Raw genomic sequence first — 23,838 nt, forward strand, 5'->3', positions numbered from 1 at the left:
CCTAGGGTCATACTGACGCGGCTCGATGCCGCCCGAAAAGTCGATCAATCCTGCCGGCTGGTACGTCAAGAGGCGCACACCGGGTCGTCGCTCACTGATCTCGCTTCTTGGTAGGTCCCGGAAAGAACTGGCACGCCGGACGAGATGAAACTGCGAACTCGCATGTGATTGGTACCGCCGTCGACGTCCACACGGCAGGCCTGCTTCGCGCGCGATCTCCGGATCTTGCCGAACGACCCCGCAAGTTCACGAGCCCGGCCTAGCTTCGCAGAAGTCACGCAACCTTGCCAGTTCAGCAGCATACCCTAGTTTGAAGTCGCGCGGGATTGTCGCGACCAACATGCATGCCGTTGTTCTAAAGTAGCTTTTCAATCACAAAGGGCCTCCATCATGTCGGACAAATTGAAGAACGGCATCGATCGCCGCGATCTGTTGATTGCATCTATTGCCACGGTCGGCGCGTCGGCTGCCCTTGCCGTCAACGCGGGTGCTGCAAATGCTCAGGACGCAGCGACACCCGCTGCCCATCCGACATCAGGAACGGCCTATACCGGCGATGTTATCCGGGGAAAAAAGGTTATCAGCGCGCTCGACGTCAACGACCTGGAGCCGGGACAGAAGCACCTCCTGTATTTTCAGGGTGCGCAGATGCCCACGGGGCAGCACTGGTACGTGTCCGTGACGGTCGCCAAGGGGGCAAGGCCGGGCAAGCGCGGCGTCCTGACCAGTGGTGTGCATGGCGACGAAATGAGTAACATTCACGCGGTCCAGACCGTGATGAACCAGCTCGATCCGGCGCAGATGTCGGGCACGGTCATGGCGGTCACCGACGTGGCACGCCCGGCCATTGAAAGCATGCAGCGCAGGTGGCCCAATCAGGGCAGAGGCCTAGATCTGATCGATATGAATCGGGAATGGCCCGGGAACGAGAACGGTGCCACCGCGCCCAGCCGACACGCCGGGCTGCTGTTCAACCGGCTGCTGCGGCCGAACGCCGACTTCGCGATCGACTTCCACACCGGAACAACCGGATTCGAAGTCACCGCATTTAATCTTGGCGGCATGGATGTGCCCGAGGTCAAGGCAATGGTGGAGCTCTATCCCGTCGGCCAGATCTTCGACAACCATGTCTATCCCGGTGTCCTGCACAACGCGTTCATGGACGCGGGCATCCCGTCCTTTACACCGGAGATCGGTGCTGCTCGCGTTCTGAACGTCGAGATGATCTCACTGTTCGTGGAAGGCACGATGAACGTCCTCAAGCATCACGGCATCGTCGCCGGGCCGATGGGCCGGACAGGCAAGGACGTGAATGTCTTCGTCGGCAACAGTGCGTTCCCTATCCTGGCAACCCAGGGCGGGATCGTCGAGCATTTGGTCAAGCTCAACGACAAGGTCGAACCTGGACAGAAGGTGGCCATCCAGCGCAACAGCTTCGGCGAAGTGGTCGCGGAGTATACGAGCGGCGTGGCCGGAGAGATAGCGGGCCAGCGCAGCGACGCAATGTCCGAGCCCGGCAACCCCCTGGTATTCATCCTCTTCCACAAGCCGACGATGGAGGGCATTGAGTCCTATCCCGAATAGTCCGCCTTGCGAGCGATTCTTCGCCCGTCTTAGTAGTTCAGAATCACAAATCGCGCGCTTCAAACCGACGGTGATGTCGTGTTTCCTGCAGCGGATGGACGCGGCCTCGGGGCTTTTCTCATCTAGGCCACACCGAGCGGTTGAAGTCTGCCTCGATGAGGCGAACCGCGTTCTCCACTCGTCACGGGCTATACGCACCCTGCATAACTCTATACGTTCCTAATGATTTCACTGCTTTACACCGAGCAAGGTTCCGATCCCATGCAGCTCGACGCACACCCTCGGCAGATACTGTCCCGATGGCCGACGCCGATCGAGACGCTCGACCGGCTCTCCGCCGCTTACGGTGGCCCGCGGATCTCCATCAAGCGGGATGATTTCGGCAGCATCGCCATGGGCGGCAATAAGCTGCGGAAGCTCGAATATCTGATGGGGGACGCTCTGGCGAAGGGATGCGACATCGTCGTCACGTCCGGAGCCTTACAATCGAACCACGCTCGCTTGACTGCGGCGGTCGCGGCCAAGCTTGGCCTGACGTGCCATTTGGTCCTAAAGGACGACGTTCCCGACCGTTCCGAGACCTACCACAACTCGGCAAACCTGCTTCTAGACAAGCTTGTCGGTGCGGAGATCGTGCGGGTCGGACGCCACGACCCGCTCGCCGAGGCGGTGGAGGCTCATGCGGCGTCGTTGCGGGTGAAAGGGCTTTCGCCGTACGTCGTGCCGCTGGGCGGGTCGAACGCGATCGGCTGCCTGGGCTACGTGACCTGCGCCCTGGAAATCGCGGAACAGGAACGGAAACTCGGAAAGGCGTTCAGCCACATCTTCGTCGTGTCAGGATCAGGCGGGACTCATGCGGGGCTGCTTGCCGGGCTCAAACTCACCGGCTCGACGGCGAAGCTTGTCGGCGCGACAATCTCACGGTCGAAAGCGATGCAGCGCCCGATTATCGAGCAGTTAGTCTCTGACGTCGCCCCCCTGGTCGGAATCCATGAATCTGGAACCACGGATGCTATCGAACTCGATGATAGCATGTACCTTCCCGGCTACGGGCTTCCGAACGGCCCTTCGAGGAATGCCGTCGTTCAGTGCGCGAAGTCCGAGGGCATCCTTTTGGACCCGGTCTACACGTCGAAGGCGATGGCGGCTCTTTACAACCGGATCGAGGCAGGGACCTTTAAGCCCTCGGATGAGGTGCTCTTCATCCACACCGGCGGTGCGCCAGCATTGTTCGCGTACGATGAGATCTACGCCAAGAACGCTCCCTTGTAGTTGCCTCCTCCGCAGAGCCCTGGCGCTCCCTGGGCGTTTTCGCTGCCAGCCATGTAAGGTGACCCAGCGGGAGCGACTTGAGGTGACTATTGTGAGCCAGCACTACGATTGCCAGTCGGCCAATGCGGACTTCAGATGCGCTTTCACGTCAGCGTTGGCAAAACTCGCGTCGATGGACGTTCGAGCAACGTCGCGCATGATCTCGTCGCTCCACCCGAAGGCGGCCGCCGCCAGTTCGTATTCAGCCGGAAGGTTTGTAGCCAACAGGCTTGGATCGTCGGTGTTGACCGACACCCTGACGCCCGCCTTTCGGAGGCGGTCGATGGGATGGGCCTCAATAGAGGGATAAAGCTTGAGCGTGAGGTTCGAGGTGGGGCAGACGCCCAGCGGGATACCGCGTTCGGCAAGAAGCGCCACCACACGGTCGTCCTCGACAGCTCGGACACCGTGGTCGATGCGATCTGCGCCTAACAATTCGACCGCATCACGAACTCCTTCCGGTCCGCTCGACTCGCCGGCATGAACGGTACGCCGCAAGCCGGCAGCCGCGGCCCGGCGAAATGCCTCGGCAAAGCGTGGTCCGGTGCGACCTGCGGCTGCCTCATTGCCGTCAACCGACAGGGCGACCACCCGCGGATGGCGCCAGGCGATGAGATTTTCGACGAGTTCTACCGCTTCATCGGAGCTCTGGGTGCGGAGTAAGCTGACGCACAATCCAACGGGTGGAAGTCCGTCCTGCGCCGCAGCGGTGAAGCCTGCATCGAGGGCCTCTATCAGCTCCCTGGTCCTGCCCTGCCATGGGGCCCAGTGCTTGGGATTGATGATCAGGTCTGCGTAACCGGTGCCGTCCGCCGCCAATCGCCGGCAAAACCCATAGGCCAATTCGGCCAGGCGGTCCCGAGTGCTGGCCAGGCCACAGGCCCAGTCTAGAAATTCGAGCATATCAGCGAGGCTCTCGAAAGAGAAAAGCCGCTCGTGCGGCCGCGGCATTGGAACGCCAGCCTGCCTTGCCCAACTCTCCAGGGTGGCGGATTCAAAGCAGCCCTCCAGGTGAACATGCACTTCCGCCTTAGGCAGTGCCTGAAGGGATTCGCCGCTACGTGTGCCGTCTTTTCTCATCGCAGTTACTCCCCGCTGCAGGGTCCCCACCATGCGGCGACCGCGCGAGGTACGAGGATGGCCGCTATCCTATGCCGTCGCCGGCTTCGCCTGACCGTTGATCACGTGAAGGATGACCGCTTATAGTAGAGTGCCGATCAAGCCGCCTGTCAAACCGACGTAAGAAAGATACAGCATGACGACTGCGCTGTGGATCAACATGCCGACCACAGGCGGCAGTCGTCCTGTTCACGCCGCATTTGAGATTTTCGCGTGCTCGTAGTCGACGACCAACAAGGGTCATTGTCGTAAGTTCAGCTGAAGACGCGCGAGTTTCTTCTGAAGCGGTGGAAAAATGGCGCGCCGGACGAGATGAAACTGGGCACCGCTATGTGATTGTTTGCACTATTTAATTTCCCGGCACCACAATCGCACTAACCATTGACGCGGCGATCCGATGAGTTATTGGGTCGATGGCTCACACGCACGCCAATTGCCTGGCACCCCAGCTTCCCCCAAATCCCAATAGAGTCCGGCCATTAGCGCGAGTCCTTCGCGGGCGATCGCGAGGGGGACATGCTCGTTCGGCGCGTGCTGGGAGCAGGCCGGATACGAATGCGGCACCCACACGGTAGGCAGTTCTAGAACCTCGGCGAAAATGTCGTTCGGTAGCGCGCCTCCAAGGCTCGGCAGGATCGCCGGCTTCGTCCCGATTGTGCGGCTGATCGATTCGACTGCCCACTCGACCCAAGGATGGTCGGGCTCGAGCATCGACGCCCGGAAGAGTTCGGCGCTTGCCTGTGCGATCTGGACATTCGAAAAGCCGTGCCGATCAAGATGGCGGCGTAGGGCTGGCAGGATGCCATCCGCGTCAACCCCGACCACAAACCGTAGCTGGCAGCGCGCCCAAGCGCGCGGGGGGATTGCATTGACAGGTGTTCTCGGATTGCCGGCTTCGAAGGCCAGCACCGCGAACGAGGACCAACCGAATACTTTCTCGGCCGGTGTAAGCCCTGGCTCGCCCCAGGTCGGATCAATTTCAGGTGCGCCGGGGCTGCTCACAATCTCGCAATCGAAAAGAGCGCGCCGCACGCTGTCGGGAAAGCTTTTTGGAATCCATTCAGGCACCTGAATCTTGCCTGTCGGCCCGGCAAGGCTCGCAATGGCATTGGCAAGCTGGATTGCCGGATCGGAAAGAAGGCCGCCCCAATTGCCGGAATGATGGCCGCCCTCGCGTGCATCAATCCAGATATCGAATGAAAGAGCGCCACGCGATCCCAAGAAGATGGTCGGTCGTTCGGCCGACAGCCGGGGTCCGTCCGACGCAATCAGAACGTCAGCCCGCAACAAATCCTTGTGCGCGGACGCGAACTCGCGCAACGCGGGCGATCCGATTTCCTCGCCCATTTCGAAAAGATACTTTGCGTTGAACCCGAGACGCCCACGAGTCTCCAGGACGGCTTGCAGGGCGCCGATGTTGATCGAGTGCTGTCCCTTATTGTCGGCAACGCCACGACCATACCATCGACCATCCCGCTCGGTAAGTCGCCAAGGCGAGAGACCTTCATCCCAGCCATCGTAAAGGCCGCGAACGACATCACCGTGACCGTAGCCAAGGACTGTTGGCCGCAACATATCCTCGATGCGTTCTGCGAGAAGGAATGGCCACTGGCCTTCCGACAGCACATGGCAGACAAAGCCGAGCGCCTTGAGAGTGGGCTTGATCTCGGCTTCGAGATATTCGATCAGCGTTGACGCCTGATCGGGATTCTGACTTTCGGTCGGCATCGCCACGCGTCGGGCCAAGTCCTCGCGGAAGGCACCCGAGTCAAAATAGCTTTGGGCTTTTGCAACAGCGCTGTCTCGGTTCATGCATCCAAACTATCACGCTCGTATGGATTGCGTCGAACTGAATTGGCTAATCGAGGCTGTTGCCGCTACACGACGCAACGTGGTCAGCGTAGGCTACAACCGTGGTGTACTGAACGACGGTTCGCCATCTTGTCCGGTGTCGAGAATATATTGTAGAGAAATCAACATGATAGAAATGGCGCACCCGAAGAGATTCGAACTCCTGACCCCCAGATTCGTAGTCTGGTGCTCTATCCAGCTGAGCTACGGGTGCGTGCCGGAAGCGGCCGAACCGCTTGCGTGGGCGGTTCTCTAAAGGGTCCTTTCGGGGATTGCAATAGGCTTTCTGAAAAAATCGCGACTTTGGTGGTGCAGAGCGGAAATGCATCACTTTTCTTGGAGAGCGCGGCTGCGATAGTCGTCGAGCGATACCGGGCGGTCCGGAATCTCGATGCGGAACTGCGTTCCGATGGAAGGCTTTTCCACAAGAGCGATCGTGCCGCCGTGGGCCAGCACCAGTTCACGGGCGATCACCAGGCCGAGGCCCGTGCCGCCGGAGCGGGCCGAGCCGCGGAAGGCGGCGAAGAGATTCTGTCTGGCCTTCTGCGGCATGCCGGGGCCAGTGTCGTCGACGATGATGCTGACGACGCTACCGACGCGCTGGGCCGAGACGGTGATGCGCTTGCCGCCCTCCGACCCGCGCCCCGCGCCCGTGGCACTCAGCGCCTCTACGGCGTTGCGGCAGAGATTGTGGATGACGCGAAACAATTGCTCGCTGTCCGCGTCGACCTCGAGCTCGGGCGCCATCTGGTCGATGAACTCGATGCCGCTTTGAGCATCGATCGCCAACATGTCCTTCACGTCCTGGGTGAGGTCATAAAGCCGGATGCGGCGCCTGCGAGGCGCCGCTTCGCTTGCCTGGCCATAGGATAGCACCTCGGTCGTATAGCCGACCGCGCGGTCGATGGTGCGCAGCAGCTTTGGCGCGAAGGCCTTCACCATCGGATCGTCGACATCCACGAGACGGTCCGACATCAGTTGCGCCGAGGCCAGGATGTTGCGCATGTCGTGGTTGATCTTCGAGACGGCGAGGCCGAGCGCTGCCAGGTTCTTCTGCTGCTTCAGCGTCTTTTGCAGTTCCATCTGCATGGAGGTCAGGTGCCGGCCGGCCACCGCGAGCTCATCGCGGCCGCCATCGCCAACGAAGACGTTGTGCGGATTTTCCGGATCCGAGGAGAATTGCTGCATGCTGCCGGTCAGCTTGCGAATCGGCCGGATCAGGATGCGGTTGATCGCGAAGAACACCAGCGTCGCGGTGAACAGCGAGATCAGGATCGACAACAGGAAGACGTTGCGGGAATACGCAAGCATCGCATTGCGCAGGTGCTTGTCCTTCATCACCACTTCGACGCCGGTATTGGTGTCCTGCACCGGGCCATAGACACGGATCAGACGGTTGCCGCCGAAAATCATCGTATCGAGCGCATCGCTGATCGCCGTCAAAGCCGGCACATCCGTCAGGTCGTATTGCTCATCGACAAAGGTGGGCATGTCAGTCGTGGCAAGCAGGCGAGAGGTGCCCTCCTTGCGCAGCACGATTGCCTTGGTGCCGGTCGCCTCCAGCGTCTCCTTTTGCAGCGTGCGCGGCAGTTCGACCGGCTGCAGGCCGTCGATCACGATCGCGGCCGCAGCCGCGGCATTCAACCTCTCGTCCAGCCATCGCAGGCGCATGCTGGCCACCGAGGGAAAGAAGATCAGCACCTCGGCGAGCATGATGCAGACAACCGTCAGCCATAGCAGCTTGCCGGAAAGCCCGCCGAACTTGCCAGGCGGGCGCTGTTCCGCCTTGTCAGCCTCGGTCTCAGTAGCACCGCCGGGGGGAAGATTGTCACCTTGGGCTTGCATGGTCTTTCGTCCGCTTGGCGCAAAGCGCCCTCTGCGCCTTCTATATTAGACGATGACGGTCCGCTTTCAAATCTTTGCGAGCAAAGCCATTTGCGACAAAAGGAAACGCCACCCGGAGGCGGCGTTTCCCATCGGTCGAAAAGAGGAAGGGGATCAGAACTCTTCCCAATTCTGCTCGGCGACGGCGGCATTGCCGCTGAACGCCCGGGCGACGGTGCCCATGGCACGACGGGCCGGAGAGGCCACTGGCCGGTGCTCCTGATGGCGGGCAACGGCGACCGGGGCCGCGGCCGGCACGTTCGAGACCTTGAAGCGCGAGATGAGACGGACGAGGCCGTCGGCTTCGCCGGAAAGCTTGTGCGTTGCTGCTGAGGTCTCCTCGACCATGGCAGCGTTCTGCTGCGTCACCTGATCCATCTGGTTGACGGCTGTGTTGACTTCCTTGAGGCCGGTTGACTGCTCCTTCGCGGCGGTTGCGATCGAGTGAATGTGGTCGTTGATCGCGTTGACGCGGCGTTCGATCTGGGACAGTGCCTCGCCGGTTGCCTGCACCAGCTTCACACCGACCTGCACTTCGTCGCCCGACTTGGTGATCAGGCCTTTGATGTCCTTCGCCGCTGTCGCCGAGCGCTGCGCCAGCTCGCGGACTTCCTGGGCGACGACGGCAAAGCCCTTGCCTGCCTCGCCGGCACGAGCGGCTTCAACTCCGGCATTGAGGGCGAGCAGGTTCGTCTGGAAGGCAATCTCGTCGATGACGTTGATGATTTGGCTGATTTCGCGCGAGGCCTGCTCGATCCGGCCCATGGCGTCGACGGCGTTACGGACAACCACGCCCGACTTGCCGGCATCGTCCTTGGCCTCGGAGACCATGACGCTGGCTTCCTGAGCGCGCTCGGTCGAATTGTTGACCACCGCAGTGATCTCGTCGAGAGCAGCCGAAGTCTGTTCGAGGGCGGCAGCCTGCTGCTCGGTACGCTTGGAAAGGTCGTCGCTGGCGGCGCGCAATTCGTTGGTGTTGCCGTGGAAGCCTTCAGCCGTTTCGCGGACCTCGCGCATCGTCGTCTGCAGCGTCGCGAAGGTGCTGTTGACGTTCTGCTGCAGTTCGGCGAAGGCACCCTGGAAGCTGCCGCGCATCGTCTGCGTCAGGTCTCCTTCCGCCAGGCTTGCTATCACGCGGCGCGTTTCGCCGACACCGGCATCGATGCTGGAAAGCAGATGGTTGATGTTGCTGGCGAACTGGTTGAGGTTTTCATCGCCATAGTCCGTTTCGATGCGGCGGCTGAAATCGCCCGCAGCCGCGGATGCAACGACAACCGACATGCTGGACTGCAGATCGTCGCTCTTGGCACGCATGGCGGCTTCCTGCGCATTCATGCGGCGAACGGCGAGACCATTCTCCTTGAAGACGGCGACGGCGGCAGCCATCTCGCCGATTTCATCCTGGCGGCCAGCGAAAGGCACTTCGGCGTCAAAGTTGCCATCGGCGACTTCCTTAATCGCGTCTGTGACCTTCTTGATCGGACGGCTGAGCTGAATGGTGCCGATATAGAAGCCCATGCCGACGCCGGCCACGATGCCGACGCCAGTGATCGCAATCACCAGCCACAAAACAGAGGTGCGCGAGCTTTCGACCTGCGCATTGACGGCGTCAAGTGTCGCCTTGTCGGTGGCGACGATCGCATCGATCTCCGCCTGGAAAGCCTTGCGGTTGGCACGGTTGGCGTCGTTGTTACCCTGCTCGTTCGCGGCCTGGGGGCTCACTTCAGTGCCGAGACGTGCTGTTTCGGCGCGGAATGTCCGGAATTCCTTCGCGCGCTCGGTCATTTTCACGAAGGTATCCTTCTGGCTTTCCGGAACCAGCGGGGCCCAGGAGGCGATGACCTTGTCGATCTGATCGAGATCGGCCAGCAGTCCCTTGGCAAAGTTTGCGGCCTCCTTTGTCGACGGCGCGTTATAGATCCCGCGGGCCTCCATCACCGTTGCCGTCACGAAGCGGTTAAGGCGCTCGCCGGCGTAAGCGCGATCGGATGCATCTCCGTACGCCGACAGACTTTCTTCGTATTGACGCACGGCCCAAAGTGCCGTTGCCCCGATCAGCAGTGCAACGCCGCACATGGCGGAGACAAGCAGATTGATCTTACCGCGAATTTTCAAAGGAAGCCCCCCAAGACTAATCACAAGCCGGGAAAGCATTCCGGCCGATAGCTAAATTTGGCCGAAATAAATTAATGTTAGCTTTCGGATGCTTGGCCGCATCACTACAAAAAATTACCTGTACTTAGTCGTCGCCGTTTTGTTTTTTGCGCGCGAGGCGTCTGGTTATCGGCAAAATGCGCGCAACAGTTGAGATTTGAGAAAAATATTACGCGAGCGCATGGCTTGTCGCTTGTCACAAACATTAATGCGCTTCGCCAAATCTTGCATCGCAGCACCGAAATCGGGAAATTCCGGGCAATAATTGACTTTGGCGGCCTTCATCCGTATAAGCCGGCGCACGTCCGGTCATTTAAGGCTCTCGTTAGCCTCGCCCGTTCGAAAAAACAACGCTCCTTGCAATATGCAAATTCAAGAAGGGCCGCACTCCGCGGTGTTTAAATAAATGAAGCGTACCTACCAACCATCCAAGCTTGTTCGCAAGCGCCGCCACGGTTTCCGTGCACGTATGGCCACCAAGGGCGGCCGCAAGGTTATCGTTGCTCGCCGCGCACGCGGCCGCAAGCGTCTTTCGGCCTAAGGCCGGAATTGCCCGATAAGAGATGGCGGGCGAATTGACGACCAATAATAAGAAAATGACTGCCGGGCGGCTGAAAAGCCGCCCGCAGTTTCTTGCTGTCCGCCAAGGCGAAAAACGCAAGGGCGGTTTCTTCCTGCTTGAGGTCCTCGACCGGAAGGAACCCGAGACAGAAGCCCGTGTCGGCTTCACCGTCACCAAGAAACACGGCAATGCAGTCGAGCGAAACCGCATGCGGCGGCGCCTGAAAGAGGCGGTGCGACTTCATGCAGGGTTTGCAATGCAGCCCGGACACGACTATGTGGTTGTCGCGCGAAGGGACGTGCTGAAAGCATCCTTCAAAGAATTAGCCGCAGAGCTCAAAACTCGCGTCGAGACCAAGCCGAAACACAAGCGGTCCGGAGACGGCCGCCCCAGGAACGTATGATGCAAAACAACCGCAACTACTTCATTGCGATCGCTCTCTCCGTGCTGATCGTTCTCGGGTGGCAATTCCTCTATATGAATCCGCGCATCGAAGCGCAGCGCAAGGCAGAACTCGCTCAAAAGGCGCAGCAGAAGATCGAACAGGTGCAGACCCCGACCGCCGGTGGCGCTGGTACGGCTCAGCCCAATGGCGCAGCCCCTTCGGCAACCACGACGACCTCCCTGATCGACGCACTTGCCAAGAACCCGCGCGTCGTGATCGATACGGCAGCACTCGCAGGCTCGATCAACCTAGTCGGCGCACGCCTCGATGACCTGAAGCTCAAGGGCTACCACGAGACGGTCGACGACTCGAGCCCGATCATCACGCTCTTTAGCCCATCCGAAACCAAGGATGGCTACTTCGCCGAACTCGGCTACATCGGTGACGCCGCCACCGGCTCTGTTCCCGGCCCCTCAACCGTCTGGACGGCACCGGAAGGTGCCAAGCTGACGGAGAAGACGCCGGTTACGCTCACCTATACGAACGAAAAGGGCATCACCTTTGCCCGTACGATCTCGGTCGACGAGCACTACATGTTCACCGTCACCGACAAGATCACCAATGCTGGCCAGGCCGCCGCTGCATTGTCCTCCTATGGCCGTGTCACGCGCTACAACAAGCCGGCGGTCGCCTCGACCTACGTTCTGCACGAAGGCTTCATCGGCGTGATCGGCGATAGCCTGATCGAGAGCAAGTATGCAGCCGTCGAGAAGGAAGCCGTGACGCCGGAAACGGCAACCGGTGGCTGGCTCGGTATCACCGACAAATATTGGGCAGCGACGATCATTCCGCCGCAGCAGACGCCCTACGATGCGCGCTTCACCCACTTCACCGATGGCCAGCCGCGCTTCCAGGCCGACTACAAGCAGAACGCGGTTACCGTCGCACCGGGCCAGTCGCTCGAGCTCAAGAACCTCGTCTTTGCCGGCGCCAAGGAAGTTCCTGTTATCGACGGCTACGAGAAGACCTATTCGATCCCGAAGTTCGACCGGTTGATCGACTGGGGCTGGTTCTACTTCCTGACGAAGCCGATGTTCAGGTTGATGGACTTCTTCTTCCGCTACTTCGGCAACTTCGGCGTTGCGATCCTGCTTACCACGATCGTCGTCAAGGCACTGTTCTTCCCGCTTGCCAGCAAGCAGTACGCTTCGATGGCGAACATGAAGCGCGTGCAGCCAAAGATGGAGGAGTTGAAGACCAAGTTTGGCGACGACCGCATGGCGCTGCAGCAGGCGACCATGCAGCTCTACAAGGACGAAAAGATCAACCCGATTGCCGGTTGCTGGCCGATTCTGCTGCAGGTTCCCGTGTTCTTCGCGCTCTACAAGGTGATCTACATCACCATCGAGATGCGCCATGCGCCGTTCTTCGGCTGGATCCAGGATCTCTCCGCACCCGATCCGACCTCGTTCATCAACCTGTTCGGCCTTCTGCCGTTCGAAGCGCCAACTTTGCTGCATCTCGGCATCTGGCCGCTGATCATGGGCGTCACGATGTTCGTGCAAATGCGCATGAACCCGACACCGCCGGACCCGACGCAGGCGATGATCTTCAACTGGATGCCGCTGGTCTTCACGTTCATGCTGGCGAGCTTCCCGGCCGGTCTGGTCATCTACTGGGCCTGGAACAATACGCTTTCAGTGCTTCAGCAGTCGGTGATCATGAAGCGGCACGGCGTGAAGATCGAGCTCTTCGACAATCTGAAGGGGCTCTTCAAACGAAAGCCGGCTCCAACAGAGAAATGATGATAGCCCCGCTTCGGCGGGGCTTTTCATTTCTGCCGGCGTTGCCGCCGCATCTGGGCGACTGCCGGCCTGGCGGTTGACAAAATCGCCCGAAACCTGAATGCCATAGGCACACTGGATTGGACTGGAAAAGGCCGAATGACCGACAACAAGAACGACAAGCCGCTCTTCGGACGCCCCTGGACTTTCATCCGCGGCGTGCCGTCCTTGAAATTCCTGCCGCCGGAAGGACCGCTGGAGGTGGCCTTTGCCGGTCGCTCGAATGTCGGCAAGTCGTCGCTGATCAATGCGCTCGTCAGCCACAAGGGGCTGGCACGCACCTCCAACACGCCGGGGCGCACGCAGGAGCTCAACTACTTCGTGCCGGAGGGTTACTCAGGTGAAGGCGGCGACCTGCCGCCGATGGCGCTGGTCGACATGCCGGGCTACGGCTATGCGCAGGCGCCGAAAGACCAGGTCGATGCCTGGACGAAGCTCGTCTTCGATTACCTGCGCGGGCGGGCGACGCTGAAGCGCGTCTACGTGCTGATCGACAGCCGCCACGGGGTAAAGAAGAACGACGATGAGGTTCTCGATCTGCTTGACAAGGCGGCTGTCTCCTACCAGATCGTTCTGACCAAGACGGACAAGATCAAGCCACCGGCCGTGACCAAGCTGCTCGCGGAGACGACGGAAAAGATCAAGAAGCGGCCGGCCGCTTATCCCGGGATCATTGCCACGTCATCGGAAAAGAGCGAAGGCCTCGATGACCTGCGCGAGGCAATCGCGCAAACGGTCGGCATCGCCAACTGGAAATGAAAGAGGGGCGCGCCCCAATGCCGAGGGCGCTACCCCGAACTGCCTCACTCGATTACATCTTTGGCAGCAGTACCTTGTCGACCACGTGAATCACGCCGTTCGACTGCTTGACGTCGGCAATCGTGACGTCGGCGACGTCGCCGTTCTCGTCGGTCAGCGTGATCTTGCCCATGCTTTCCTTGGCCTTGAGCACGCAGCCCCCGATGGTCTTGATGTCGTGTTCGCCACCGTCATCCTTGATCATCTTGGCGACGGCCTTCGACATCGCGTCGGCTGCCACGACATGGCAGGTCAGGATCTTGGTCAGCGTCGCCTTGTTCTCCGGCTTCAGCAGCGTATCGACCGTACCGGCCGGCAGTGCTGCGAAAGCTTCATTGGTGGGCGCAAAGACCGTGAACGGTCCCTTGCCCTCAAGCGTCGAGACCAGACCGGCCGCCTTGACGGCGGCAACCAGCGTCGTGTGGTCTTTGGAGTTCACCGCATTTTCGACGATGTTCTTCGTCGGATACATGGCAGCGCCGCCGACCATCGGGTTCTTGGCCTGCGCAGCGAAAGCAAAGGCGGAAACGGCAGCAGCAAGCACACTCAAGCGCAGTGCGGACTTCATCATGATTGTTCTCCTTTACGTCCGCGCACAAGACCGGCCGAATGCCGGCGTTCCGTTGCGGACATGAAGATCTACGGAAGGCTCGCAGGAAGAGTTTCAGCGCGCTTGTTGAAAAAACATTAGCGGCGATGCGTCGTGCCGCTCGCCACGATCGGCCCCGTGACCTGCCCGGTCGGCGAGCCGCCGAAAGGTTCGAGGCTGACGGCGAGGGCCGCGCCCTCGTTTACGCTACCGCGCATATCAGCGGGTATGACCAACTCGCCGGCCTGATCCGGAGGAAACACGCCAAGCGATCTTGGCGCGCCGCTTGCCGGAACAAGCCAAAGCTCCAGTGACTTCTCTTCAGGCTTGCCGGTAGCAACGGGTACAATCTTCAGTGTTCCGCTCTGCCGCTCATAGGAGGCCAAGAGGTTGACCTGGCTGTTGGAGGCGGTCAGCTCGGCCACAAGCGGCGCGGACGTCTGCGGCGGAGCGACGACGACAGTGGCAATCGTCAGCGCCCCCACCGTAATCAGCAGCGAGACGAGCGCAAGACAGCGCCAGAAGACGATGGAACCCCACAGACCGCGCGCCGGCGTCGGGGCAGCTTCCGGCGTGCCGAACAGCCGCGCTTCGATCTGCTTGAACGTTTCCTGACTGGGGCTGACGATGTCATAATCATCGTTGAAAGCGGAGAGGTTGGTTTCCCATCGGCTGACGATAGCAGCGAACTGTCTATCGCGGCGCATGCGCTCCTCCACAACCCGTCGATCCTTGAAGGAAAGAACACCAAGAACATACTCACCGGCGAGTACCTCGTCGCGGGAGCGGCCTCCCTTGCTCTGATCCGGCGATGTCATCGTTCCATGCACTCTCTCAGTTTCAAAAGGCTGCGACGCAGCCATGTGCGCATCGTGTTCAAAGGGACGCCAAACTGATCGGCCAGTTCCTGATAGCTTTGTCCTTCGACGTAGGCTCTCTTCACTGCCACCGCCCGATCAGCTTCCAACTCTTCCATGCAGGTGTCAATGCGCCTTCCCTCATCCTTGATCACAGTCTGTATCTCTGGGGAAGGATCGTCGTCCGCGAGGTCGTAGGCACTGTCCAATTCGTCGGCAACCGGCTTGCGCGCACGAATGATGTCGATTGCCTGGTTGCGCGCAATTGCCGCGAGCCAGGACGATGGCGCCCCGGAGCCCGCGGCAAACACGCCGGCGCGCTGCCAGATCTTGACGTAAATTTCCTGCAGCGATTCCTCAGCGTCCGTCCTGTCTTTCAAGATACGCAGGCAGATGGAGAAGAGTTTCGGACTCGTCTCACGATAGAGCGCGGCAAAGGCCTTGCGATCGCCGATCGCAACGAGGCTTATCAAATGTGCGATTTCGTCGCTGGTCATCCCATGCCTCTTGCCAAACGCTCGCCCCCTCGAACCCGCTCGCCAGCACATACGGAAAACTAATGGTCTCTAGATTATTCCATCTGTCAAAAACTTGAGATAAAAGGCCGCGATCAATTCTGCGGGGTATCCCATGAACCAGTCCGAAAGCGAAACTCAGGCACGCCTCCTTGCGCAGGCCCTGCCCTTCATGCAGCGTTACGAAAACAAGACGATCGTCGTGAAGTACGGCGGCCATGCCATGGGCAATCCCGAGCTCGGGAAGGCCTTCGCAAGCGACATCGCTCTGTTGAAGCAATCCGGCGTCAACCCGATCGTCGTTCACGGCGGCGGCCCGCAGATCGGCGCGATGCTGACGAAGATGGGCATCGAATCGAAATTCGAAGGCGGCCTGCGCGTCACCGACGCCAAGACGGTCGAGATCGTCGAAATGGTTCTGGCCGGCTCGATCAACAAGGAGATCGTCGCGCTCATCAACCAGACGGGCGAATGGGCGATCGGCCTTTGCGGCAAGGACGGCAACATGGTCTTTGCCGAAAAAGCGCAGAAAAAGGTCAAGGATCCGGATTCGAACATCGAGCGTGTGCTCGACCTCGGCTTCGTCGGCGAGGTCGTCGAAGTCGACCGCACGCTGCTTGACCTGCTAGCCCGCTCAGAGATGATCCCTGTCATCGCTCCGGTCGCTCCCGGTCGCGACGGCGCGACCTACAACATCAATGCCGACACCTTTGCGGGGGCGATCGCCGGTGCGCTGAACGCCACCCGCCTGCTCTTCCTGACGGATGTTCCCGGCGTTCTCGACAAGCAGGGCAACCTGATCAAGGAACTTTCCGTGGCGCAGGCGCACGCGCTGATCGCTGACGGAACGATTTCCGGCGGCATGATTCCGAAAGTCGAAACCTGCATCGATGCAATCAAGGCAGGCGTGCAGGGCGTCGTCATCCTGAACGGCAAGACCGCCCATTCCGTGCTGCTCGAGATCTTCACCGAGCATGGCGCGGGAACGCTGATCGTTCCCTGAGCCCTTTTTCTTTTACGCAATTCCGGACGGAAAACCCTTTACACTTTTCCGGGAATTGCTTTAGCCCGCGGCGGCATAGACCGCCGCGGCTGCCTCTTTCAGCTTTTCCATCATCGCCCGGTAGGGTCCCGGTCCGTAGCTAATGCGGCTGACGCCAAGTCTTGCGAGCGTTCTCACGTCCGGCGCACCGGGTCTCATCATGATGTTAACCGGCAGGTTTGACGCGGCGCAGATTTTCTTGATCAGGCCCTCGTCAATCAGCCAAGGCACAAAGAAGCCATTTGCACCAGCTGCGGCGTAAACCTTGCCGCGCTCGATCGCTTCGTCGACCAGATCTGCATGCTTGGAGAGATCACCTTCGCGCAAGAACAGATCGGTGCGCGCATTGATGAAAAAGGGTATGCCCCTTGCATCAGCCATCTCGCGAATGGCCCGGATGCGGGTTGCCTGTTTCTCGACCGGGTGCAGCCCCTCGCCGCCGACCACCTGATCTTCGAAGTTGATGCCAATGGCGCCCACGTCGATCAGCTTGGCGACATTGGCGGCTGCCCCGGCCGGATCGGTCGAGTACGCTCCTTCGAAGTCGACGGAGAGAGGCAGGTCGTTGACTGCCGTAATCTGGCGAACCGTTGCTACCAGCGCATCCAGCGGAATCTTCTCACCATCCCCATAACCTTGTGCTGCGGCAACCGACCAGCTTCCTGTTGCCAGCGCCTTAGCACCCGCCTCGGTCACTGCCTTCGCTGTTCCGGCGTCCCATATGTTGTAAAGGACGACAGGATTGCCCTTTTGATGGAGCGCGCCGAATGCCTTTGCCTTCTCAGCCTGATTCATTGGATCTCCTCCACAAACAATCCCTTGGTCTTCATCTCATTTTCGTGTCGCAAAAGCCATTGCTTGCGCCAGAGCCCGCCGCCATAGCCAGTCAGTGACCCGTCAACGCCGATAAGCCGGTGGCAGGGGATGACAATCGCCAGCTGGTTTGCCCCATTGGCCCGGCCGACGGCGCGCACCACTTGCGGGTTTTCCATGCTACGCGCAATGTCCCCGTAAGCGCGTGTCTCACCAATGGGTATGTCCATCAGCTTCGACCAGACCTCGCGTTCGAAGGCCGTACCGAAACCCAACGCGAGCGGCGTGCGGAACGTTGCGGACCTGCCATCGAAATAGGCTTTCAGCTCGGCGCCGATTTGATCAATCGCCGATGTGCGGCCGGCCGCGACCGTGGAGCGGGTCTTGCGCTGCAGTTTCTCCAGCTCCGCCGGCAGTGCCTTGCGGTCGTGGAATTCGAGGAGATGCAGATGCGTCTGGTCGGCCACCGCAACCATGGGGCCGAGCGGCGTTTCGAACCAGTCGGCAAACAGGAGATCGCGGTTCTGCGACATCGCAGGCGCTTTGCCGATCAGCCGCTGAAACGCGGCGCGGAAGCCGCTACCCGATTCATATCCTGCCTCGATCTGAGCATCGATGACACGGGCGCCATTCGCCAGTTGCTTTGCCGCCTCGCCAAGACGGCGATAGCGGGCAATATCGAGAAACGTCATGCCGAGGGATCGCTTGAAGGCCCGCCGCACGGTCGAGGGCTCGTAGCCGTGCGCGATCAGATCGTCTTCCGTCCATCGCGCTGCGGGATCACGGTCGAGCGCCGCGAGGAGTTGGTCGACAATCGGCTCCCGACCCGCCTCTTCCAACGGCCGGCACCGCTGGCACGGCCGAAATCCGGATTGCATGCAGGTGGCGATCGAATTGTAGAAGAGAGTGTTTTCCCGCTTCGGCTTGCGAGCGGGGCAAGTCAGCCGGCAGAAAATACCCGTTGTCTTGACGCAGACATAGGCAAGGCCCTCATAGGCCGGGCTGCGGGCAACCAGCGCATCGTACAGCGCGTCGTCATTGGGCAGATCAAAGAGCATGAGGCGTTTTACCATCCCTTCCGCGCCGCGTCCGCCGCAAATCGGGCATCTATTTTTTCTTGCCGATTTCCTTGCCCGGCAAGCCGTGCCATAACGCCCCCATGACCAAGATAGATCGCACGCCGACCAAGGCGGACTTCTCGCATGTGACCGAGTGGGTTTTCGACCTCGACAACACCCTCTACCCGCATCATGTCAATCTGTTCGCGCAGATCGACAAGAACATGACGGCCTACGTCTCGACGCTGCTGCAGATGGAGCGCGACGAGGCACGCAAGCTGCAGAAACAATACTATCTCGATCACGGAACGACCCTGCAGGGTCTGATGATCCACCACGGCGTCGATCCGAACGACTTTCTCGAGAAGGCGCATGCAATCGACTATTCGAGCCTGACGGCGCAGCCCGAACTGGGCGCGGCCATCAAGGCCCTGCCGGGTCGCAAGTTCATCTTCACCAATGGCAGCGTCAAGCATGCCGAGATGGCGGCCGGTGCGCTCGGCATCCTCGAGCATTTCGACGATATTTTCGACATCGTGGCGGCGGACTTCGTGCCGAAGCCGGCGCAGGCGACCTATGACAAGTTCGCGGCACTGAAGCGGATCGAGACCGGCAAGGCGGCGATGTTCGAGGACCTGCCCCGCAATCTCAAGGTTCCAAAAACGCTTGGCATGCAGACTGTCCTGCTGGTACCGAACAATCTCGAGGATACGGTTGTCGAATGGTGGGAAAAGACCAGCGGCGAGGATGATCACATCGACTTCGTGACCGACGATCTCACTGATTTTCTTGCGAAGATTGCCGGCTAGATTACTAAAGTTTCATCCAGCTTACCGATCTTTAATTGGGCGATTTGTCACATCGGCCCTACCCTTTCGTCTGTGATCCCATTGCGATTGCACATTGAAAGGAGCTGAAATGTCTCGGAACAAACTGATACTGGCCGCACTCTCCTCCGTCATGATCGTCGGTGCCGCAGCCGGCACCAGTTTTGCTGCGTCTCACGACAAGAAGCATCATCCGCCTCGCCCGCAACACGGCATGGGCATGATGATGGGACCGCGCATGGGCGCGATCCGTGAAGTCATCTTCGTACGCATGCTGAAGCAGTTCGACACGAACAAGGACGGCCAGATTTCTAAGCAGGAAGCCAAGGACGGCATGGAGGCAATCTTCGTTGCCATCGATACCGACAAGGACGGCTCGCTGACGCCGGGCGAAATCCGCAAATACCGCGAAGCCCAGATCGCCAAGGCGAAAGCCCCCGCCGATGACGCCACGGATGACGATGCTACGCCGATGGCGCCGCCGCCGGATGCCGACAACGCCCAGCCAGCCCCACCGCAACCCGGCCCCGACGGCCGACCGGATCGCCGTGGCATGCATGGCGGCATAATGCGAGGCATGATGATGATGCAACGCTTCGACACCGACGAGAACGGCCAGATTTCCAAGGAGGAAGCCGAAGCCGCGTTCGACAAGTTCTTCACCTGGATGGACCACAACAAGGACGGCGTGATCTCGCTCGACGACATGCCGGATCGCCCGTTCCCGTAAGCAAGCACTTACCTAGACCAAAGCCCGCCACCCTTGGCGGGCTTCCTATTCGTGCCGCTCGTAAAAATCCTCGATGATCTTCCACGCTGCATCGGCAGTGTCGACGAAGCTGATCAGATCGACATCGTCCGGCGCAATCGTTCCGAACTCCGCAAGCGCCTCGAAATTGACGATGCTCCTCCAGAACTTTTCACCGAACAGGATGAGCGGCATCTTTTCCATGCGGCCGGTCTGAATCAGCGTCAGGCACTCGAAGAATTCGTCGAGAGTGCCGAAGCCGCCGGGAAAGACAGCGATTGCCTTAGCGCGCACCATGAAGTGCATCTTGCGGATCGCGAAATAATGGAAATTGAAGCTCAGCTCCGGTGTCACGTAGACGTTCGGCGCCTGTTCGTGCGGGAGCACGATGTTGAGGCCGATCGAGGGCGCGCCCTCATCGGCCGCGCCGCGATTGCCGGCTTCCATGACACCAGGGCCACCACCGGTGACGATCACATATTCACGAAAATCGAAGCCGGCTGAATATTTCGAGCATAGCCGAGCAAACTTGCGCGCCTCGTCGTAGTAGACCGATGCCGCCTCAAGGTTGGCGCGCTGCACCTCATTGCGTGCTGCCCAAGCGCTTTGGCCCGGAGCGGGAATGCGAGCGCCGCCAAACATCACGACTGTCGACCGGATGCCGCGTTCAGCCAGCATCATCTCGACCTTCAACAATTCGAGTTGCAGCCGGATCGGCCGCAGTTCCTCGCGACACAGAAACTCTTCGTCGACGTAGGCAAGGCGATAGGACGGCGACAGCGTTTGCGGCGTTTTCGGCACAGCTTCTGCGCGGTGCTTGTCGGTTGCGCTCGTCTTCAGCGGGTCCCAGACGCCGTCCTTGCGCCGCAGCCTGCCGTTTCTTGCCTTTGCCATGTCGAAATGCCTTTCAGTACAGCCGGCAAACGCTGCCGGTATGTCGTTTCATGCTTGAATCGGGAGAATTACTATGCCCCGAAAAATCATTCCATTTTACCCTTGCATGCGATAGAGCAGATCGCATCCCGCCAATCACAATTCCCGGAGGCTTCGGTCTCCACGATAGAGACCGAAGTTTAAGGAATTCCCATGAGCGCCACCGACCTTTCTTCCCTCGAAAAGACCATCGAAGCGGCCTTCGACAACCGCGACAACGTCAATACGTCGACGAAGGGTGAGGTTCGCGACGCGGTCGAAGCAGCACTCGAACTTCTCGACGGCGGTAAGGCGCGCGTTGCCGAGCGTGGTAGCGACGGCGCCTGGAAGGTCAATCAGTGGCTGAAGAAGGCCGTGCTTCTCTCGTTCCGCCTGAATGACATGGAAGTCGTCAAGGGTGGTTCGGGCAATTCGACCTGGTGGGACAAGGTGCCGTCCAAGTTCGAGGGGTGGGGCGAAAACCAGTATCGCGCCGCCGGCTTCCGCGCCGTTCCGAACTGCGTCGTGCGCCGCTCGGCCTACATCGCCAAGAACGTCGTGCTGATGCCGTCCTTCGTCAACCTCGGCGCCTTCGTCGACGAAGGCACGATGGTCGATACCTGGGCGACTGTCGGCTCTTGCGCCCAGATCGGCAAGCATGTGCATCTCTCGGGCGGCGTCGGCATCGGCGGCGTTCTGGAGCCGATGCAGGCCGGCCCGACGATCATCGAAGACAACTGCTTCATCGGCGCTCGTTCGGAAGTCGTTGAAGGCTGCATCATCCGCGAGGGCTCGGTTCTCGGCATGGGCGTCTATATCGGCAAATCGACCAAGATCGTCGATCGCGCCACCGGCGAAGTCATGTACGGCGAAGTGCCGCCCTACTCGGTGGTCGTCGCAGGCTCGATGCCATCGGGCAATGCCACCATGGCCAACGGCCTGCCGGCGCCGCATCTCTACTGCGCCGTCATCGTCAAGCGCGTCGACGAAAAGACCCGCTCGAAGACCGGCATCAACGAACTGCTACGCGACTGACAAGTCTTGAGGTTCCAGCGGCCTGCGTGTCTCGGGCGATACGCACCGCCCGAACGCTGACGGTCGGACTTGATCCGGCAAAATGACGGCACATTTCAACAAGGCGGCATCGCCGCCTTGCCTTTTCTTTGCCACTACCGCTGGATAGTTCCACTCCCATGACCGCTACCGATCCCGTCGCCAATCTTCAGACCCTGATTCGCTGCCCGTCCGTCACGCCCGCCGAGGGCGGCGCGCTTTCGGCGCTCGAGGCGATGCTGTCGCCGCTTGGCTTCAAGGTGGACAAGGTGAAGGCGACTGCGCCGGGAACACCCGATATCGAGAACCTCTATGCACGGCTTGGCGATGACGGCCCACACCTGATGTTTGCCGGGCATACCGATGTGGTCCCCGTTGGCGACGAAGCCGCCTGGACACACGCGCCCTTTGCCGCCGAGATCGCGAACGGTGAACTGTTCGGGCGTGGCGCCGTCGACATGAAGGGCGGCGTTGCCTGCTTTGTTGCGGCCATCGCGCGCCATATCGAAAAGCATGGCGCGCCGAAGGGTTCGGTCTCTTTCCTGATCACCGGCGACGAGGAAGGCCCGGCGATCAACGGCACGATCAAACTATTGAAATGGGCAGCCGAACGAGGCGAACGCTGGGATGCCTGCCTCGTCGGCGAGCCGACCAACCCCGATAAGCTTGGCGACATGATCAAGATCGGCCGCCGCGGCTCGCTCTCCGGCAAGATCACCGTGTACGGCGTCCAGGGCCATGCCGCCTATCCGCATTTGGCCGACAACGCGGTGCGCGGCATCCTGCAGCTGACGCAAGCACTGATGGACCCGCCGTTCGACGGCGGCACCGACAACTTCCAGCCATCCAACCTCGAAGTGACGACAATCGACGTCGGCAATCCGGCGACGAACGTCGTGCCTGCCAAGGCGACGGCGAGCTTCAACATCCGTTTCAACGACACCTGGACCGCCGAGAGCCTGCAGCAGGAGATCCTACGCCGGCTCGATGCCGCCGCGGACGAAGGCGTGCTGCGCCCCGGCCGTGCGCCGCTCAAGTACGACATCATCTGGGCGGAGCGGCCGAGCCACGTCTTCCTGACGCGCAACAATGCGCTGATCGCCTCGCTTTCTTCCGCCGTCGAGAGCGTCACCGGCCAGTCGCCGAAGCTCTCCACCACAGGCGGCACCTCCGACGCCCGTTTCATCAAGGATTATTGCCCCGTCGTCGAATTCGGTCTCGTCGGCCAGACCATGCACATGGTCGATGAACGCGTCGCTATTTCCGACCTCGACCGACTCACGGTAATCTATGAAACCTTCATCGAGCGCTGGTTTGCGAATGCCGGGCTTTAGGGAAGTTCAGTACTATCTCGCCGGAATCTGGCTGCTGATCCGCATGGATCCGCGCGGCTTCCGTTTCCTCGACATGTCGGAGCGCGGCGTCAACCGTTCGTTCTGGGCGATCTTCTGGTGCCTGCCCCCGATGGGAATCTCGTGGCTCTGGTGGCGCCAGGCCTTCCTGCAGACGATGCCGCCGCATACCAATGTCGGCGCCCTCTTCTATTTCCGGCTCGGGCTTGTCGAAGCCGCCAATTGGTTCGTCCCGCTGGTCTTTGCGGGCTTGTTACTGCTCGCCTTCAAGAAGGGCGAGCGTTTCGCGCCCGTTATCGTCAGCGTCAATTGGCTGGGCGTGCCGCTCTCCTACATCAACGGGTTGCTGCTCGCGCTGGTCTTCTTCCTGCCACAGGTGGTCGGCCTCGTCTCGCTGCTGCTCTTGGCCTTCATGCTTGCGCAAGTCTTTGCGATCGCACGCATCCTGAGGATGATCTTCTACGGCCAAGGCCTGATGGTCGGCGCACTCACACTGGTGCTGCTTGTGCCATCGCTGATGCTGTCGGAATACCTGCAGCGCTTTCTGGGCATCTATCCAATATAGATCCGCCCGAATCGT

General features: G+C 60.4%; 22 protein-coding genes and 1 tRNA gene. 12 read left to right on the forward strand and 11 right to left on the reverse strand.

The annotated features are described in order from the left end of the window. Positions 1-390: 390 nt before the first annotated feature. Together PMI09_RS27305 and PMI09_RS27310 are read left to right on the forward strand one after the other, a co-directional pair. Entirely contained in the window at positions 391-1,584 is a 1,194-nt protein-coding gene (locus PMI09_RS27305) for a M14 family metallopeptidase (RefSeq protein ID WP_007802003.1), read from the forward strand. A 261-nt stretch (positions 1,585-1,845) separates the two neighbouring features. After that, positions 1,846-2,856, forward strand: coding sequence for a D-cysteine desulfhydrase family protein (locus tag PMI09_RS27310; RefSeq protein ID WP_007802004.1), 1,011 nt, complete (start codon positions 1,846-1,848; stop codon positions 2,854-2,856). Between the two features lie 102 nt (positions 2,857-2,958). Here PMI09_RS27310 and add read toward each other — a convergent pair whose 3' ends face one another. The 5 genes from add to PMI09_RS27335 form a co-directional block, all read right to left on the reverse strand. Further along, complete coding sequence (gene add / locus PMI09_RS27315; protein WP_007802006.1) at positions 2,959-3,975, reverse strand: adenosine deaminase; 1,017 nt, start codon at positions 3,973-3,975, stop codon at positions 2,959-2,961. 441 nt (positions 3,976-4,416) lie between these two features. Beyond that, on the reverse strand, positions 4,417-5,826 hold the full coding sequence (locus tag PMI09_RS27320) for a M20 family metallopeptidase (RefSeq protein WP_007802008.1): 1,410 nt from the start codon (positions 5,824-5,826) through the stop codon (positions 4,417-4,419). 176 nt (positions 5,827-6,002) lie between these two features. After that, a tRNA-Arg gene (locus PMI09_RS27325) sits at positions 6,003-6,079 on the reverse strand. Positions 6,080-6,192: 113 nt separating this feature from the next. Further along, positions 6,193-7,710, reverse strand: coding sequence for a sensor histidine kinase (locus tag PMI09_RS27330; protein ID WP_007802009.1), 1,518 nt, complete (start codon positions 7,708-7,710; stop codon positions 6,193-6,195). A gap of 153 nt (positions 7,711-7,863) precedes the next feature. Continuing rightward, positions 7,864-9,864 carry a methyl-accepting chemotaxis protein gene (locus PMI09_RS27335; RefSeq protein WP_193385429.1) on the reverse strand — a complete coding sequence of 667 codons (2,001 nt, stop codon included), beginning with the start codon at positions 9,862-9,864 and terminating at the stop codon, positions 7,864-7,866. 445 nt (positions 9,865-10,309) lie between these two features. Between PMI09_RS27335 and rpmH the strand changes: the two genes are divergently transcribed. The 4 genes from rpmH (at position 10,310) to yihA (ending at position 13,453) form a co-directional block, all read left to right on the forward strand. Then, positions 10,310-10,444: a 50S ribosomal protein L34 gene (gene rpmH / locus PMI09_RS27340; protein WP_016552555.1), complete on the forward strand. Its 135-nt coding sequence runs from the start codon at positions 10,310-10,312 to the stop codon at positions 10,442-10,444. A 22-nt stretch (positions 10,445-10,466) separates the two neighbouring features. Beyond that, entirely contained in the window at positions 10,467-10,868 is a 402-nt protein-coding gene (rnpA, locus tag PMI09_RS27345) for a ribonuclease P protein component (RefSeq protein ID WP_007802014.1), read from the forward strand. After that, positions 10,868-12,655: a membrane protein insertase YidC gene (yidC, locus tag PMI09_RS27350; protein WP_007802016.1), complete on the forward strand. Its 1,788-nt coding sequence runs from the start codon at positions 10,868-10,870 to the stop codon at positions 12,653-12,655. Before rnpA ends, yidC begins: the two co-directional genes overlap by 1 nt. A gap of 138 nt (positions 12,656-12,793) precedes the next feature. Then, positions 12,794-13,453, forward strand: a complete 660-nt coding sequence (gene yihA, locus PMI09_RS27355) for a ribosome biogenesis GTP-binding protein YihA/YsxC (protein ID WP_007802023.1) — start codon at positions 12,794-12,796, stop codon at positions 13,451-13,453. A 52-nt stretch (positions 13,454-13,505) separates the two neighbouring features. Here yihA and PMI09_RS27360 read toward each other — a convergent pair whose 3' ends face one another. The 3 genes from PMI09_RS27360 to PMI09_RS27370 form a co-directional block, all read right to left on the reverse strand. Further along, positions 13,506-14,063, reverse strand: a complete 558-nt coding sequence (locus PMI09_RS27360; protein WP_037084359.1) for a fasciclin domain-containing protein — start codon at positions 14,061-14,063, stop codon at positions 13,506-13,508. Between the two features lie 116 nt (positions 14,064-14,179). Beyond that, positions 14,180-14,899: an anti-sigma factor gene (locus PMI09_RS27365; RefSeq protein ID WP_007802033.1), complete on the reverse strand. Its 720-nt coding sequence runs from the start codon at positions 14,897-14,899 to the stop codon at positions 14,180-14,182. Continuing rightward, the gene (locus PMI09_RS27370) at positions 14,896-15,435 is read right to left on the reverse strand and encodes a sigma-70 family RNA polymerase sigma factor (RefSeq protein WP_007802034.1); all 540 of its coding nucleotides are present in this window, start codon (positions 15,433-15,435) and stop codon (positions 14,896-14,898) included. Before PMI09_RS27370 ends, PMI09_RS27365 begins: the two co-directional genes overlap by 4 nt. Positions 15,436-15,568: 133 nt before the next feature. On the opposite strand from PMI09_RS27370, the gene argB reads away from it, so the two are divergent. Beyond that, the gene (gene argB, locus PMI09_RS27375; RefSeq protein WP_007529633.1) at positions 15,569-16,456 is read left to right on the forward strand and encodes an acetylglutamate kinase; all 888 of its coding nucleotides are present in this window, start codon (positions 15,569-15,571) and stop codon (positions 16,454-16,456) included. A 60-nt stretch (positions 16,457-16,516) separates the two neighbouring features. Here the strand turns inward: argB and PMI09_RS27380 are convergent, their stop codons facing one another. Together PMI09_RS27380 and PMI09_RS27385 are read right to left on the reverse strand one after the other, a co-directional pair. Then, positions 16,517-17,290, reverse strand: coding sequence for an isocitrate lyase/PEP mutase family protein (locus PMI09_RS27380; RefSeq protein WP_007802035.1), 774 nt, complete (start codon positions 17,288-17,290; stop codon positions 16,517-16,519). Further along, on the reverse strand, positions 17,287-18,366 hold the full coding sequence (locus PMI09_RS27385) for a bifunctional transcriptional activator/DNA repair enzyme AdaA (protein ID WP_037084368.1): 1,080 nt from the start codon (positions 18,364-18,366) through the stop codon (positions 17,287-17,289). Before PMI09_RS27385 ends, PMI09_RS27380 begins: the two co-directional genes overlap by 4 nt. 101 nt (positions 18,367-18,467) lie before the next feature. Here PMI09_RS27385 and PMI09_RS27390 point away from each other — a divergent pair, with 101 nt between their 5' ends. Then, complete coding sequence (locus PMI09_RS27390; RefSeq protein WP_007802038.1) at positions 18,468-19,175, forward strand: pyrimidine 5'-nucleotidase; 708 nt, start codon at positions 18,468-18,470, stop codon at positions 19,173-19,175. A gap of 109 nt (positions 19,176-19,284) precedes the next feature. Further along, positions 19,285-19,923: an EF-hand domain-containing protein gene (locus tag PMI09_RS27395; RefSeq protein WP_007802044.1), complete on the forward strand. Its 639-nt coding sequence runs from the start codon at positions 19,285-19,287 to the stop codon at positions 19,921-19,923. Between the two features lie 45 nt (positions 19,924-19,968). On the opposite strand, the gene PMI09_RS27400 is transcribed toward PMI09_RS27395, so the two are convergent. Beyond that, the gene (locus tag PMI09_RS27400) at positions 19,969-20,835 is read right to left on the reverse strand and encodes an LOG family protein (protein WP_007802046.1); all 867 of its coding nucleotides are present in this window, start codon (positions 20,833-20,835) and stop codon (positions 19,969-19,971) included. A gap of 192 nt (positions 20,836-21,027) precedes the next feature. Here PMI09_RS27400 and dapD point away from each other — a divergent pair, with 192 nt between their 5' ends. From dapD to PMI09_RS27415, 3 genes are all read left to right on the forward strand, one after another. Next, positions 21,028-21,888 (forward strand): 2,3,4,5-tetrahydropyridine-2,6-dicarboxylate N-succinyltransferase, encoded by an 861-nt coding sequence (gene dapD / locus PMI09_RS27405; RefSeq protein ID WP_007802048.1) that lies wholly within the window; start codon positions 21,028-21,030, stop codon positions 21,886-21,888. Between the two features lie 158 nt (positions 21,889-22,046). After that, a complete protein-coding gene (dapE, locus tag PMI09_RS27410; protein WP_007802050.1) occupies positions 22,047-23,240 on the forward strand; it encodes a succinyl-diaminopimelate desuccinylase in 1,194 nt (397 codons plus the stop codon). After that, positions 23,227-23,823 carry a hypothetical protein gene (locus PMI09_RS27415; RefSeq protein WP_007802052.1) on the forward strand — a complete coding sequence of 199 codons (597 nt, stop codon included), beginning with the start codon at positions 23,227-23,229 and terminating at the stop codon, positions 23,821-23,823. The genes dapE and PMI09_RS27415 overlap by 14 nt, the downstream gene beginning before the upstream one ends. Positions 23,824-23,838 lie beyond the last annotated feature (15 nt).

It is taken from the genome of Rhizobium sp. CF122 (genome assembly GCF_000282035.1).
GTDB lineage: Bacteria > Pseudomonadota > Alphaproteobacteria > Rhizobiales > Rhizobiaceae > Rhizobium.